A 15,234-nucleotide genomic window follows, 5' to 3' on the forward strand; every position below is an offset into this window, starting at 1 on the left:
GCGTGGTACGTGTATTTTTAGTTAAAGCAACCCGGATACATCCCAGTTGTAATCGCAATTCGGTTCCAGTTATTAATCGTGTTAATGGCCAGGATCAGATCCACCAGTTCGGATTCACTGAAATGTTCACGAACCTTATCGTACAACGCAAGGGGTACGCCCTGTTCCGAGATTAGAGTCACAGCTTCAGCCAGCTCCAGCATAACACGTTCTTGATCCGTGAAGAAAGGCACTTCACGCCACACACTCAGCAAAAGAATATGATCCGCATAATCTCCCAGTTTCATCAGATCTTTGGCATGCATATCGAGACAAAAGGCGCAGCCATTAATCTGGGACACTCGGATTTTTAACAACTCATACAATACTTTATTTTCAAATTGCCCGGAAATATATTGCTCCATTGCCATCATCGCTTTAAATGCGCCTGGACTCACTGCTCTGTAATTCGTTCTTAAATTCATTTCTCATTCGCCTCCGTTATTTGGTTTACATACTGTAGACAAATGACAGCCGGGATCTGTGACATTTTTTGCGAAAATCTTTTTATGCCCACAAGGATTTCAGCTCAACTAACAAATATTCACACTGAGATTCTGATGCCAGGACAACCTCCATGGAGTCAATAATCAGTAATGGAAAAACATACTAAAAGGTTGTTCTCTTTTTTACAATTAACATCTGACGTAATGTAAATCCGAAAATTTCCGTATTCATGTACTGTTTTAGCTGTACCGTTTGTGATTTCAACCAAAAGTAGGTTGGATATATTGATACTTTGACCAAAAGAGTAGTAACATACGGCTAATCAAGTTAACTTTTCTGACATAAAAAAGCGAATCGTTTATCCATATCAGCAAGGAGTGTTTCCTATGATAACTTCCAACGCAAACCATACGATGACTTCCGAATTACCTAGAGGGTGTACGTTCACTGCTGAAGACTGGCATGTATTATCCCAATATTGGTACCCGGTAGCACAGGTAACCGAAGTAACAGACAAACCCCTGGCTGCTCAATTACTGGATGTGAAGCTGGTTCTCTATCGCAGTAATGATCAGATTGTGGTAGCCAAGGATCTTTGTTTTCACCGCGGGGCTCCACTTAGCAAAGGCTGGGTAGAAAATGGTGAGATTGTCTGCCCTTATCACGGTTTCCGTTATAATTGTGAAGGAAAATGTACTGCAGTACCTGCACACCCAAGCTCCAAGATCTCGCCCAAGCTCAAACTCATTGTGTACCCGGCAGTCGAACGTTATGGCTTAATATGGACCACACTGGCCGGAACAGAAGAACAGATCCCCTCCTTCCCTGGATGGGATGATCCAGATTATATCAATATTTTGCCACCCAACTTTGACATTGCTGGTTCCTCTGGACGTCAAATGGAGGGTTTCCTGGATGTATCCCATTTTGCCTATGTGCATACCGAAACGTTTGGTGACCGAAACAACACAGAAGTCCCCCAATATAAAGTGAAACGCGAAGGTAATGAGTTACTGGCCGAGTATTGGAGTACGGTAAGTAACTATGGCAAAGGGCAAGATCTTGTTGCACCTGAAGGTTTCCAATGGCTGCGCGAGTTTAGAGTGTTCCCACCTTTTGCGGCTTCTCTTACGGTACATTTCCCAGGAGACGACAAGCTGAATATTCTGAATTGTGCTTCGCCGATCTCTGCTCGTTATACACGTTTATTCTGTCCAATCACACGCAACTTTGACAAAGACGCTCCAATTGAAGACACAATCAAGTTCAACTTGCAGGTATTTGAAGAAGACCGCGAGATGGTCGAGTCACAGAAACCGGAGGATCTGCCCCTTGATCTGCATGCCGAGGCCCATATTCCCGCAGACCGTACTTCGATTGCTTATCGTCAATTATTAACGGAGCTTGGCTTGGGACGAAATTACACATCATAAATTATATAGGTGTTCTTCTTTAACCTCAGGCAAGTTATCGATGATGCATGTCAGCGCCTAAAAGTCTTGAAGTACCATCCTGCGGACTCTGGGGGAATGTGTTGAAAATTTTCTTAGGAACTCAGGACATCTAATTTGGCCTCTAGGTTCTCTTTTTAAATTGTAAGGAATCCCAGACTCGTTATTTCCCAAAATTCCCCGATAAAACACTTCATACGGCTGTTTATTCTGATATAACGTGTCTCAGATTCTTTAGATTTCTGGGCACGCTTCAAATCAATGATTAAGACGCCTACGATTCGTTAGCACTCCATGCTCCCGGACACGTTCAGGTATGCATCGGCTTTCAACAGATTTGAAGACACCTTTAATCAAAAAAAAAGAAGCGTTCCTTCGCGGACGCTTCTTTTGCTTTACCTAATTTAATTGAAGTACCTATGTGTATTAAATAAACCTTGCCTCATTAACGTCATCTTTCCTCTTGATTATTCGTATTCATAGGAAGCTCTCTATAATACGGACAGCCCGGCTCATGAATAATACGTGGATCAACCCAAGTGCCCCAATACGGAAGACGGTTCACGTAAGGTTGCATGTTTGGTTGGTTGTTTGGCTGTGTGTTGGGCTGCATGTTTGGTTGTACATTGGGTTGTGTGTTTGGTTGTGTGTTTGGTTGTGTGTTTGGTTGTGTGTTTGGTTGCATGTTTGGCTGTACATTCGGCATTACGTAAGGCTGATGATTCACATTTGGAGCACTGTTAGAGACAGGGGCAGTTGAAGCCTGGCAATCTGCCGGTGGGCCAATAATCACTGTTTTTTGGATGGGGGCGAGCGCTTCTTGAACTTTTGTCTCGTCCAGACAGTACGTATGAGCCAGAACATTCGCAGGGGTAAGACGCAAGATGTCTGAGCCAAATATCGCTTCAGGCACAGGTGCATCGAAGATCGCCAGTAAGTGTGTATGATCTACAGTAGCCATTTCATAGTGCCACCAACCTTGAGGTACATTAGCCACCTGCCCTGGAGTAATCGGGAAATGAAGCAATTCATTGGTAAACGGATTAATGAGGGACACGACGGCCGAACCGCTGATGCAGTATACCAGTTCAGTTGCATTCTGATGAATGTGTGGTTCAACCACATTGCCAGTGCTGAGGAAAATATCCAGTAAAGAAGCATTGCCCAATGTGTTCAACTGTTTGATGGAAAGTGCGTTAATATAGTTGTTCTCGTCCTTTTTGAATAACGGATTTTTGCTCAAATCGTAAGTAAATTCGGTGGTTGGTAAAGTAAAATCCATATATGAGGTTGCCAAAATAAAACGCCTGCCCTTCGCTCTCGGTTTAGGTCATAACCTATATCCCAGCTTATGCCCAGCGCCCAGATTCGTGAGCCCATTTCCGCCAAGTTATCGTCGCATAACAAATATCCCTGACTCGGACATCCCGAGCAGGGCTCTATTTGTTACTAAGATTCTGCTCAGTCGGGGAAGTCCTCGCAACTAATCCCTAATGGAGTACTATTCAAATTTACACTCTGAAGCCAACTCATTCGCTTGACCATGTCTGGCATTCCCTCGATCAAACCATTAGTTACACTCAAATAACGTAGTTTTTTTAGTTTCTCCAGTTCAGGCGGAAGCTCACGTATGCCCGAGTAGCCAATATCCAGATTTACGAGTTCGCTCAATTCACCAATCTCGGATGGAATATGTTTCAGACCAAGATCCGACTTTTCCTTTGGCTTCCACCCGGTAGGAACATGATAAGAACTACCGCAATAAATTCTAAGCTCTCGAAGTTGTTTCAATTTTCCAATGTCTTGGTGAATACCTTCCAAATCCGCAGTCATGATCTCCAATTCTTCCAATGAAGTCAGTTCAAAAAGGGCTGGAGGAAGCGTATAAACATCCTGCTCAAAAATCGTCAAACGTTTCAAGTGCTTTAATTCCCGAATACGTTCCGGAATCTCTTTCAAGTAATGTGAACTAATATTCAGCACATCCGTCTGATGTCTAATCGCATCGTCCAGTAAGCAATGAATGTCCTGATGCCGATCTAATCTAAAAAACAACCCAGTGATTCGCTCCATTAGCTCAATCGCTTCTTCTTGTGTAATATGCATGCCATACATATTCTCATGAGCAACAGTGTAGAAGTAGTCACTTCCATCCTCGTTCAGAAAACAAAGATCATCTGGCATTGAGGGATATAACCAGTCATGAAAGCGGTTGGCTTCCTCCTTAAGGATCTGCCCTGATTCCGGCGTGCAACGATATATGTAATAAATCCCCTCTGAATAAATGGCGCCACTTTTCATCATCATTTCTTCCATATTACTGCTTTCAATTAGATAGGGCTCCAGTCTCTGTAACACTTTGGCAACTCTTTTAGGTGTAGCTTCTTTAGCATATTTTCTGTCTACCAGCATGAAACGATCTGCCTTCTCGATCAATTCGTCAATCAACAGTTCATAGGCAGTCCCTCTTGGATCAGTGTGAAAAGCTACGGCTACCATATGTTCCCCCTCATTACTCTATAATTCATTAATATTCAATCTGCTGTATCATCTGAAACCACTGTGGCATAGGCTGATATCATCAATCCAGTCATTGGAGGCTTATTACATGGCATACGGCCCTGGTTCAGTTTCATCCCCGCAACCTGCGGGTTATCCTTACCCTTATTATCCACCACCTCCGCCACCCTCACCGTATCCTTACCCTTATCCGTATCCATACCCGCCCATCGTTCCTGTTCCACTACCATATCCGATCGGTGGTCCTTGGTGGCATGGTGGATATCCAGGTGGTGGTTACCCCGGTGGTGGCTATCCCGGTGGACACCCTGGTCATTTCCCAGGAAGTGGTTATCCAGGCGGACCTCACGGCGGTGGACCTGGTGGTCCCGGTGGACACGGAGGACCTATAGGCGGAGGATTTCACGGACATCGTTTCTTTCAGTGGTAATCGTAGTCATTAGACTTATACAAGGTCAGTTACAAATTAGATGAAGGAGCTGCTTCGGCAGCTTCTTTATTATTGAAGGAATTGTCTAATCGTGCAGGAATTTTAATACGTAATCTCATCCATCGTCTTCAAATTACGGTTCGACATAACGAGCAGATCAGTGAAAGTAGGCGTTAGGAAATAAACAAAGTCCGGATCGTGTACGTACATAATAATCTGTCCATACGTCCCTTCCTCCGTCGGATCAAAATCGAGCATCAGATACAGTGAACCTCCGGCGATCGTTGCAAAAGGAATCCATGGTTTATGGAACAGGTATGGCTCGATCTCCGGGTCCAACTGGCTGATCTCCTCCTCAGAATAGTACTCTTCAAGCTTCTCATCCACTTCACAGAAGTATTGTTTGGTCTCTCGAATCTCTTCCAATGACATCAGATAAAAGGGTGTACATCGACCCTCCTCGGCATCCCCTGGGTATAGCACATGCAACCCGTAACCACTGCCATCTTTCCTTTGATAAAAGGTACGAAAATCGCCAGGTAGCCTGACGCCATACTCCTTTTCGAATAGATCCAGACTTTCCTCGGATGCACCTTCCCGATGTTGATATTCTTCGAACAATTGCCGAATCTCTTGATCCTGTATTCTCTCATTTAACAAGTGATTCAGCTCATCCATTAACACATTTAATGATACATTCGGCTCCAATCTCACCACACCTCCCCTATCTCAGTTCTTCTCTTCTTGTAGATACTGATGATATCCCCAAAACGCTTCTTCCTCTCCGCCGCCTTCAATCAGAATCATGACTGCATAAGATAACAAATTAAGCCATTCTTCCATCAACGCCACCTGTTCGTCCAAAATGAGGTTGTTGCTACGAAGCATACCCTCAGGTTCAACGGCCCAGGCACGTGCCATATGAGTAATTCCCCATAGACATGCCATGACTTCCCGATCCAGTGAAAGCTGTGCAAGTTCTGGTGCCAGAACCCGCAGTATCTCCATCAACTCATGAAAATTCTCCTCAATTAATTGTCCACGGAAGGGCCGCAGACTGCCAATAAAACCGTTCTCCATCTTGGGATGACTCAGATCATCATAGGAAAAGGAATGACATTTTAATAACGTTACAGCCTCTTCACGTTCCATTCGTTCACCCCTTTGCAGGTTGTCATGCTGCCTCACCAGCGCAGAGGTTCTTCTCCACGCCACAACACATACCGCTCCAACTCACGAAGAGTGCCTGTACCGATCCCGTACTCGTCCATTTCTTTGGAACGAAGATCGAGCATGTGCAGCATGCCACCATATGTGCCAACTGCAAGTTTGGATCGCTCTGGTGATACGGCGAAAGAATAGATCGTACTACCTACAAAATGGCGCCATACTTCCTCTCCCTTGTTATTCACACAATACAGATAACCGTATGCATCTCCAAGCACCATGCCCGCCTCTATTTCAGCTGCTGCATACACACGTGCATTCTCATCCATCACTGGCCAATTTTCCTTTGTTTCGTTGCCTGCAATTGATTCCAGCGGAACCTGTATCGTGACCCCGTTATAGAAATGACATGCGTTAAACCAGACGGTCTGGTTATCACTGGTGAATGCTGCATAATGAGGGTAGCTCGATTCTGGATAGAGAGAGTATGTCTTGTTCAGCTGGCGATCCATCACCATATGATTGCTCCCTTGGCTACCATATGCAATCCATCGACCATCCCGAGATACCGCTGCATGCCCCATATCTATCTGTGTATCCTCTAGCTCATATTCTTCGATCTCTGCCAGATCGGGATGAAGTAAGGTCAATCGATCTTGCGTTACAAGATATATCCCGTATCTTGAATGTATGAGTAGTGCTTTGCCTTCATCCATAGGTATAAGTCCTTCAAGTGTCCGTTCGGGATGCTCACAGTCCGCAAGTGATTCAATCCGAGGTAATGCCGACTGTATCCGGGCTTGAATATCTTCCCATCGATATGTCGCTATCTCCTGTCCTTCCAACTTGCGATCTGGCTGACGAATGATACGAATCCCATCCGGTCCTGCAAGCGCATAGTCAAGTCCATCCGATGAGCAACCTGCAAAAGTATATGGAGTGATCAACTGCCATCCGTGCTGATCCATCGTATATATCTGACTATTCTCTGTGAAAATCCCCGTATGACATACAATCATTTCCTCGTTCAGATAACCTATAACTTTGACCGCTTGCATGGAACCCTGAAACGCCTCGTTCAATGGCCACGTCGCTGCGGGTAGCTCACGTCGAAGCACCTCCACATCACCGTGGAGATTGGCCTGTCTCACCATCTGGAATACTTCAGTACTCATTCCGCTTCTGGAGTCTTCCTCCAGCTCGGATTCATCCGGTTGCTCTCCCTGCATACTTCTCTGGACAAATGCATTGACATCCCTTGCATAACGCTTGCCTTCATTACGCCATTGTTCTGCAATGTCTTCCTTTAACCAACTCATCTATTCCCCTCCACTCTGCCCCTATTCATATGCCGTACAATGATGTGCCTGCAAGAACATACTGATTTCGTTATCCGTCGCCTCCTCTGCACCATTCTTTTCTTCATAGAACAGGGCAACCTCTCTCCCCGTTGCATAGTTAAATCGTAAATATCCTCCCATCGATACCATGAACATCTTGCACATGTACTCATTCTCCAACACGGCATCCCACTTAAATTCTGTTTTGCATGTATCGGCGAGTTCCTTCATGGAGCTTCCTTGTTCCGTCCCTGAAAAATGGTAAAACGTATGTTTCCGCAGCTCATTCCACGGTTCAAAGTATAGTAGCGTTATCGGTTTATCCTGATGGTAATACCCACAATAGATCCGGTCCAGCGTTTCACCAAATTCAGTCTCCGAGCATGTCCATAAGGTAATATTCTCATCATGACGCGGTAGCCACAACAGCCCCTCAACTTCCGGATGAACAGCAAGGAAATCTCCATCTACAGAACTGCCGATGGAGATGCACTGCTCAAGTTGATGCTGACTTATAGGCGAATCATCCGTATGTATCCAAAAATCATATTCCACAAAAGGCTTCAACACTTCCGGGTCCGGCCTCTGCACATTCATCCATCCCGTGTATGTACCCTCTCCGTATTGTTCAATCCAGGTCCGGTACGACAAAGGTAGCGAGATGGCGTGCTGTTGCTCGAAGTGATCCAGTTCCTCTGTTGGAACCGGCTTAAGTACACGGGATACAATATACATTAGTTGACATCTCCCATCTCAGTTTGGTTCATTCGTTTACAGAATCTAAGCCAGTTCTTCCTGTACAATTTCAGTCCATACCCCTTTACGATTCAGAATGCGAATGGCAAAGGCATCATATCCATCACGCTTGACCTGATCAAACCCCATGCGCTCTCCCGTAATTAGTTCATATACACCATTTTCATCTACATCTTCGCCAAACTCTTCATCCCAAGGCACATTGTAGTAGGCCGTCAACTCTACTTCAAAGATGTCCTCTCCTTCAACATCCAGGTAAGGACGAAGGGGTCTGTCATGTAGTGCTTTTTCCGAATAGGTCTCACATAACATGGCATCATATCCGTGCTTGGCGGTATCAATGAGCAGATAGCGTTCACCCGTGACCGTATGCTCCGCATATACAAGAAGAGGTGTCGAATCATGCCAGGTAATCAGATCATCTTCGGTTAAGTCACCATAATAAAAAATATGGAATTTATCATGACCATCACTCGTTTGAAGTTTGCCTGTCCACTCCACTTCAGCGGACTTTATGTTTTCTTTCTTCCTAATTAATCCTTCCAGATAAGCAGGTCCGTGTTGTACACCATACTCATTCATCATCTCGCCTCCGATTGGCTCATTAGAATGGTAACCACTTTGTGTTCCTCATCCACCGTCAGTTTCACATCGATGTTTAACTTGTCGCGAAATAACGCCGTAATATTGATATAAGGGTCGCGAACAGCTTCACCGCCGCCACCATTCGTAGAACGGCTCATTCCCTGATGAATAATGGATTCTACGAGCTGTTTATCTCCCTTGCCGGTGTTATTGTAGGTGTAGATCACCTGCCCATCCTGATCATACAGATTCAAAACCGTTGTGAAATCATTGGCGTTCTCATACTGTCTCTCGGCCTGTACATAGTTGTGATCTGTGCGTTGATAGTTTACCGTACCAGCCAGATACGGATTGTCCCCGCCGGGCTTCACATCATACTCTTGATAGGCCAGATTAAATAGGTATTGGATATGACTCATATCGATCCGGTAATAAAACTGACGGTTATCCTCTTGTTTATCCATCGCTGCAAAACTGTTAATCAGCGGCCAGGCTTCATAGGACTTCCCTTTAACATCAACCGCGAGAGCATAGTCAGATAAGACTGTCTGTTTTTGAAATATGCCATAAGTCTGTAAAATAAAATAAGCAGGAATCATCAACATACCCAGAATGATTGCAAAAATAGTTAATTTAAATCGTAGTTTCATGTCTTCTCTCCTTGCGGCTTTAACTCTTCAATTTCATTCTCATCCAGTCTTGTGCTGAAGCTTTGACAGTGTACGCACAACCACATCCCTGTTCTTCGCATCCTTGATATAAGCCGGAATACTATGTGAAGCCGTTCTTATAGGCAGATTTCCGTATTTTACACGCAGATCTGCGGAAACATAAGCGATGAGGTAACTCAAGTGCTCCCGGTTCACAGCCCATATTATTTTCCCTCTGAAATCATCCATGAAGTATAATTCCAGCCCGAATACAGGATCTTTCCCTGCACGAATCTCGGCAAAATACCTTTCATATGTCGGCTTGGCATGTAATTCAACCTGATTAACAGAACCACAATGCGGACATTCCACATGCGTCGATCGGTGAGACGTCTTCTTCTCGTCCGTGACTTCCACGTTAAACCAACGTTCACATACAGCACAATTACCCTTGGCGTTATACTGATACACTGGTTCTTCAAGAGCTTGAGCGTAACATTCGTAACACTTCCAACCCAGTTGATCATTCCGTTGTTCAATCGAAGCGTGCCCACCGCATTTGGGACATTTCACATCAATCCGCTCTCCCCGTCGAAGAACCGAATAGAAACTGTACTTATATGCACCTTCATCTTCGAAACGTTTCATTCCGTATCCACCCTTCTCCTGAAACTACGACACACACCGCGTCAGAATACTCAACATTTACCAATCCATCTCTCCAAAATTATATGAAACTCCGTTCCTCAGCACAAGGAACGAAGGTAAGACGATTGGGAATCACTCTAATACGACTTACCCAAGTGTGTGCCTCATCACACCCATTCCTGCTCTAATAACGTAATCTATTACTACATAACGAATGGAGTGAAAGAACGCCTGTTTTTTAGTTTGTGAAAAACACCACTTGAGTAAAGGTTGTGCAGCTATGTTTTCATTACTGAACCTGAATGTATATAAATGGTCACTCGTATTCACCATTTTCACAGCCACTCTGTCTCATTGTAGTTCAACCGATACAGTTCCACCTGTTCACCAGAATGAAATCTCACCTACGGCCATCAGCCAAGCCCCGGTGGACCCGATCATCCGCAAAGAAGGCACCACAGTATATATTGAAATGACTGCCCAGGTTACAGATATCGAAATCTCCAAAGGCGTGATCTACAACGCTTGGACATTTAATGGTACCGTCCCTGGACCCGTTCTACGAGTGACCGAGGGAGACACACTGGTGTTCACGTTGAAAAATAAAGATTCCAGCTTGCCTCACTCCATGGATTTTCACGCTGTACATGCTGCCCCCAGCAGCAAATTTATTGATGTTATGCCAGGCGAGGAAGGCACGTTCACCTACCCAACCTCCTCACCCGGTGTATTCATGTATCACTGTGGAACCAAACCTGTCCTTGCCCATATCGCGAACGGTATGTACGGCATGATTATTGTTGAACCCAAGGCTGGATACCCTTCTGATCACTTGGTTGATCGTGAATATACCCTTGTTCAGAGTGAATGGTATAAAGAACATGATTACGAAGCCTTTTTGAACGGGGAACCGGAATATGTCGTATTTAACGGCAATGATTATGGATTGACCAAGCACCCGCTGCTAGCCAAAGTAGGAGATACAGTGCGGATCTATGTCAGTAATGCCGGACCCAATGAAGTCTCATCCTTCCACATTGTCGGGACAATAATGGACCGTGTGTATACCGATGGTAACCCACGTAACATCCAGTATGGAATACAGACGGTTATGCTTCCCGCAAGTGGTGGAGCCGTCGTAGAGTTCACCGTAACTGAAGAAGGCGATTATGCGATTGTAACCCATCAGTTCAATCATGTAGCCAAAGGAGCTTCCGCTGTTCTCCGTGTAACCAAGGACGGTATTGATCATGGCGGACCCGCAATGTCTCACTGAAACATGACAATGGCTATGACTATCCTGAACCATTCGAGGTGATTAAACGATGATCTGTGCACACGAAGCGAAGGATGCCTGTTTCTCCAAAGTATCTCTGTTCCAACATCTTGATCCATCCGAAGCAGCATTGCTGACCTCCCTTCTGCATACCCGTACTTATAACAAAGGTGAAGTTATCGTCCAGGAGGGTGAACGTTCAGATACGCTTTATGTGGTTCATCAGGGATGTGTGAAGTTATCCAAATACAACGAAAATGGCAAGGAACATATTATCCGGTTTCTGTTTCCCGGAGATTTTTTCGGACAAGATTCCCTTTTACATCAAAAAGCACATGCGGCAAACGCCGAAGTTCTGGAGCCTTCGGCCATCTGCTCCATTAGCAAGCATGACTTTGGCCAGTTACTTGAACATGATCCGAAGCTTGCTTACCATTTCCTGCTTGCCATTTCCAATCTTCTCCGCGAAACAGATGAATGGAACAGTTCGCTCAGTGCGATGACAACGGAACAGAAGATTGCCAAGCTGCTTTTGTATTTCCATACCCGAAATCATGCAAGGCATGAGATCCGCTTGCCTGTTTTCAAAAAAGATATGGCTCTGTTACTCGGTATCACACCCGAAACACTAAGTCGCAAACTTACCATGATGCAAACTCAGGGGCTGCTTCAGGTTACAGGAAACTGCATCCTTATTCTTCAACTGGAGCAGCTTAGGGAAAAGGTTACTCACTGAACTAAAGATTTGACAATAACACTGAGATGACAGAATAACAGCGTATTTGGACAAGTATTATATTTCACATCAGATGTGAGTATCGTCACAGTGCGGGCTTACGTTAGCGTATACAGTTAAGAAAAGATCTACAGGAGGGTTTTGCGATGAATACGGTTGTTAAATTGGACAAACAGATCATTATGCACAAAATGCAGGAGTTATGTTCACTACTGTTACAAGATGAAGGATACAAAGAGATGCGGGACATGATTGATCAGTTTGCAGCAGATGAACAGGCCACAGCCCAGTATGAGCGTTTTATGGAGAAACATCAGGCACTGGAGGAGAAAGAACGGCAAAATATTGAGTTGCTTGCCTCTGAAATTCAGGTATATGAAGAGGAAGAACGCGCTCTTTATGATCATCCCCTCATTCGACGGTTCATCTATGCACAGCGCGAGTTCAGCCAGCTGCATCAGCAGATCAGTCACTATTTCACGAAATCCGTGGAAATGAACCGTCTACCCGAAGCGAATGAACTGGGTAAAGAGGCTTGCGGGTGTGGAGGAAGTTGTTCCAGCAACCACTAAGATTATCTTTTGTCTGAATAATAAAAAGAGTATCCGATCAGAAACCACTCTGTTCGGATACTCTTTTTATATAGATTTAACTAATATTTACACGACTATGTAGTGGACAGCGATCGGAAGCTTATTCTGTCATCTACAGATCCAACAATAGTGATACGAGCAATCCCATGGATGCAATCAAACCCACGACAGGTCCGCCTTCCTCAAAGGCTTCTGGCATCATCGTCGAGCAGATCATCGCAATGATTCCACCACCTGCAAATGCACCAATTGCTGCCCCCATCTCCTCAGGAAGCTGCTCGAGAAACAGATATCCACCCAGAGCTGCAAACGCGGAGATCAGCAATACACTTAACCACATCAACATAATTTTCGCACGACTGTACTTGCTGCCCTGCAATCCAACCGTACTCGACAGACCTTCAGGGATGTTGCTGACAAAAATGGATACCACCAGCACCACACTGACACCGTTGCCGGCCAGCAAGCTGGCTCCAAGCATGATGGATTCCGGGATAGCGTCCATTACTGTGCCTGCAAAGATCCCCAAGCCGCTTTGATTCGAGTCTCCTGACCTTCCCGAGCGTTTACGCCCTGCCCCACCCTTTGCCGAGATGAGCAGGTCAAACAAGGTATACACGACGGCACCTGCCGTAAAACCAATGGCTGTAGGGATAATCCCCCCATCATTCAGCGCATCTCCGAGTAGTTCAAAGGTAGCTGCCCCGATTAATGTACCTGTCCCAAAAGCCATGATCCATCCAATGACTCGTTTAGGAATCTTTAGAAACAGGGCTGCGAGTGCACCAATGACAACCGCTGAGGCAGAGATGCCGCCCCACATGAATGCAGTCCACATCCGGGTCGCCCCCTCTCTTGTTCAATAATCTTCTATCATTCCATTAACCCTTGCCGACGAATCAAAAACAATCCTGTGACGTTGTGACCTATATCACCTGCTGTGTTCAAAAATCACGCTATGATGAAATGATACGGTTTACAACAGAACAGACCAGATCAGGAACTGTACGGCTCCAATAATTTCAATGATACCGACCTTCATAGGACGCAGTGTTCTGCCTGCATATATGAAGGTGCGTACAGCGGAATAGATATACGCCAAAGACATCCATGGATATCCGATCACCATCGGTATGATAATTAGAAGGATATGTACCATGCGAGTTAGCATCAGCCATCGCTTATTCGTTCGCTCTCGAAAGACTGATTTCACAAAGAACGTACTTCCTGTAAAATGTAAGAAAGAGAACAAAACGACGATTGCCATTCCATAGTCCCAGTGCCCGCCTCCTATGAGATAAGCAGCTGCTCCCCCCAGAGAGAATACGAGCATGGCACACAGGTCATTGGTAAGCGAGCGTTCTACTTTGTGTCTCACATGCCAGATGTTCACCAGCAACAAGCCAGCCAGTACCGGGCCAAAGAATAATAGTGAGATCTGACCCAGAACGGGTGGGATCAGACAGATTAGAGCCACTGTACCGTAGATTACCGCCCACTTGTAGAGACGATGTCGATTGGCATTCTTTTTCAAAGACTGTAGTAAGGGATACGCGGTTAGATATAATCCAAGCCAAGCTACAAATAAGGGCGCATGCAGCCAGTGCGGACCACTTGCAATCACACCTACCAGAAAAGGCACACTAACCATGGCCCAGCCGCCATGTTCATGAGGGATAACGATTGAATGCGTATTGGTTTTCACTTCACAGTTAACCTCCTAGGATTGAATGATATCGAAGTTAGAAATATGAACACAGAGAGGAAAGATTCTCATGAGCAGGGTAAACAAAGATTCAGCAGCGGAGTTTCTACAACAGTTCCCCATCTTTCAGGACCTTAGTCCAGAAGAATTAATGCAGGTCGAAGATATCGCCATTTCCAGAAGCATTCATAAGAAAACGGTCATTTTTAGCGAAGGTAGCGAAAAAGAAGCTGTTTTTTTCATTCGTACCGGCATCGTAAAAGCATATAAAACGGATGAGAACGGACATGAACAGATTGTCTCTTTTCTCAAAACAGGAGATATGTTCCCGCACACCGGCTTTTTTAACGCACACCCCTATCCGGCTACCGCTGAAGCGATTACACCTACCGAATTACTGGCCATACCCGTCAGACTGTTCGAACGTTTAATGCTGAGCACTCCATCGATTGCGATCAAAATCATGCGTGTACTCGGAGACAAAATACGAGAATTACAGGATAAATTGCAGGTACTCTCTGGTCAGGACGTGCGCAACCGCGTGCTCTCCTTCCTTCTCATGCTCGCAGAACAACACGGACAGACGCATGGAGACCAAATTATCATCAATCTGCCCATGACACACCAGGAGTTTGCCAATTCCATTGGTACAACAAGGGAAACAGCGAATCGGCTTCTGAATCAGCTTACAAAAGAGCATTTGATCGAAGTGGATCGCAGCCGAATTATCATTCTTGATTTACAAGCATTGAAGCAACAAAGGGATGCCTGACCGCCCAGCTCTACTGGGGTTATTCCAAGTTCTTACACCAATCTCTGTGTGCAAAAAGAGACCTTAACGCCTGCAATCGATGTTAAGGTCTCTTGCTGTATGCACAATTACCGATACAT

At 45.1% G+C, this 15,234-nt stretch carries 18 protein-coding genes; 6 read left to right on the forward strand and 12 right to left on the reverse strand.

Annotated features, from left to right (window positions below; all coding sequences use genetic code 11):
• Positions 1-17: 17 nt before the first annotated feature.
• Entirely contained in the window at positions 18-464 is a 447-nt protein-coding gene (locus NST33_RS19220; RefSeq protein ID WP_221820469.1) for a carboxymuconolactone decarboxylase family protein, read from the reverse strand.
• Between the two features lie 408 nt (positions 465-872).
• On the opposite strand from NST33_RS19220, the gene NST33_RS19225 reads away from it, so the two are divergent.
• Positions 873-1,919 (forward strand): aromatic ring-hydroxylating dioxygenase subunit alpha, encoded by a 1,047-nt coding sequence (locus tag NST33_RS19225; protein ID WP_221820467.1) that lies wholly within the window; start codon positions 873-875, stop codon positions 1,917-1,919.
• Between the two features lie 469 nt (positions 1,920-2,388).
• Here the strand turns inward: NST33_RS19225 and NST33_RS19230 are convergent, their stop codons facing one another.
• Both NST33_RS19230 and NST33_RS19235 read right to left on the reverse strand, forming a co-directional pair.
• A complete protein-coding gene (locus NST33_RS19230; protein ID WP_221820465.1) occupies positions 2,389-3,234 on the reverse strand; it encodes a cupin domain-containing protein in 846 nt (281 codons plus the stop codon).
• Positions 3,235-3,398: 164 nt separating this feature from the next.
• A complete protein-coding gene (locus NST33_RS19235) occupies positions 3,399-4,436 on the reverse strand; it encodes a leucine-rich repeat domain-containing protein (RefSeq protein WP_221820463.1) in 1,038 nt (345 codons plus the stop codon).
• 109 nt (positions 4,437-4,545) lie between these two features.
• Between NST33_RS19235 and NST33_RS19240 the strand changes: the two genes are divergently transcribed.
• Positions 4,546-4,887: a hypothetical protein gene (locus NST33_RS19240; RefSeq protein WP_339304742.1), complete on the forward strand. Its 342-nt coding sequence runs from the start codon at positions 4,546-4,548 to the stop codon at positions 4,885-4,887.
• A 102-nt stretch (positions 4,888-4,989) separates the two neighbouring features.
• Here the strand turns inward: NST33_RS19240 and NST33_RS19245 are convergent, their stop codons facing one another.
• From NST33_RS19245 to NST33_RS19275, 7 genes are read right to left on the reverse strand one after another with little or no spacing between them, the layout of a single operon-like run.
• Positions 4,990-5,595: an SMI1/KNR4 family protein gene (locus NST33_RS19245; RefSeq protein ID WP_260632695.1), complete on the reverse strand. Its 606-nt coding sequence runs from the start codon at positions 5,593-5,595 to the stop codon at positions 4,990-4,992.
• Between the two features lie 21 nt (positions 5,596-5,616).
• Positions 5,617-6,039, reverse strand: coding sequence for a hypothetical protein (locus NST33_RS19250; protein ID WP_221820568.1), 423 nt, complete (start codon positions 6,037-6,039; stop codon positions 5,617-5,619).
• A 32-nt stretch (positions 6,040-6,071) separates the two neighbouring features.
• Positions 6,072-7,373, reverse strand: a complete 1,302-nt coding sequence (locus NST33_RS19255) for a hypothetical protein (protein WP_221820459.1) — start codon at positions 7,371-7,373, stop codon at positions 6,072-6,074.
• A 21-nt stretch (positions 7,374-7,394) separates the two neighbouring features.
• Entirely contained in the window at positions 7,395-8,129 is a 735-nt protein-coding gene (locus NST33_RS19260) for an SMI1/KNR4 family protein (protein WP_221820457.1), read from the reverse strand.
• 45 nt (positions 8,130-8,174) lie between these two features.
• Positions 8,175-8,735 (reverse strand): hypothetical protein, encoded by a 561-nt coding sequence (locus NST33_RS19265; protein ID WP_221820454.1) that lies wholly within the window; start codon positions 8,733-8,735, stop codon positions 8,175-8,177.
• A complete protein-coding gene (locus NST33_RS19270) occupies positions 8,732-9,385 on the reverse strand; it encodes a hypothetical protein (protein ID WP_221820452.1) in 654 nt (217 codons plus the stop codon). The genes NST33_RS19265 and NST33_RS19270 overlap by 4 nt, the downstream gene beginning before the upstream one ends.
• A 39-nt stretch (positions 9,386-9,424) precedes the next feature.
• Complete coding sequence (locus NST33_RS19275) at positions 9,425-10,033, reverse strand: hypothetical protein (RefSeq protein WP_221820450.1); 609 nt, start codon at positions 10,031-10,033, stop codon at positions 9,425-9,427.
• A 280-nt stretch (positions 10,034-10,313) separates the two neighbouring features.
• Here NST33_RS19275 and NST33_RS19280 point away from each other — a divergent pair, with 280 nt between their 5' ends.
• The 3 genes from NST33_RS19280 (at position 10,314) to NST33_RS19290 (ending at position 12,617) form a co-directional block, all read left to right on the forward strand.
• Positions 10,314-11,309, forward strand: a complete 996-nt coding sequence (locus NST33_RS19280) for a multicopper oxidase domain-containing protein (RefSeq protein ID WP_221820448.1) — start codon at positions 10,314-10,316, stop codon at positions 11,307-11,309.
• Positions 11,310-11,358: 49 nt separating this feature from the next.
• Positions 11,359-12,045: a Crp/Fnr family transcriptional regulator gene (locus NST33_RS19285; RefSeq protein ID WP_221820446.1), complete on the forward strand. Its 687-nt coding sequence runs from the start codon at positions 11,359-11,361 to the stop codon at positions 12,043-12,045.
• A gap of 146 nt (positions 12,046-12,191) precedes the next feature.
• Entirely contained in the window at positions 12,192-12,617 is a 426-nt protein-coding gene (locus tag NST33_RS19290) for a YlbF family regulator (RefSeq protein WP_076210007.1), read from the forward strand.
• A gap of 133 nt (positions 12,618-12,750) precedes the next feature.
• Here NST33_RS19290 and NST33_RS19295 read toward each other — a convergent pair whose 3' ends face one another.
• Together NST33_RS19295 and NST33_RS19300 are read right to left on the reverse strand one after the other, a co-directional pair.
• On the reverse strand, positions 12,751-13,476 hold the full coding sequence (locus NST33_RS19295) for a hypothetical protein (protein WP_076210006.1): 726 nt from the start codon (positions 13,474-13,476) through the stop codon (positions 12,751-12,753).
• Positions 13,477-13,614: 138 nt separating this feature from the next.
• On the reverse strand, positions 13,615-14,343 hold the full coding sequence (locus NST33_RS19300; RefSeq protein ID WP_313771435.1) for a YwiC-like family protein: 729 nt from the start codon (positions 14,341-14,343) through the stop codon (positions 13,615-13,617).
• A gap of 70 nt (positions 14,344-14,413) precedes the next feature.
• Here NST33_RS19300 and NST33_RS19305 point away from each other — a divergent pair, with 70 nt between their 5' ends.
• Positions 14,414-15,115, forward strand: coding sequence for a Crp/Fnr family transcriptional regulator (locus NST33_RS19305; RefSeq protein ID WP_076210005.1), 702 nt, complete (start codon positions 14,414-14,416; stop codon positions 15,113-15,115).
• Positions 15,116-15,234 lie beyond the last annotated feature (119 nt).

Origin of the sequence: Paenibacillus sp. FSL L8-0435 (assembly GCF_037965655.1) — a bacterium.
Classification (GTDB): domain Bacteria; phylum Bacillota; class Bacilli; order Paenibacillales; family Paenibacillaceae; genus Paenibacillus.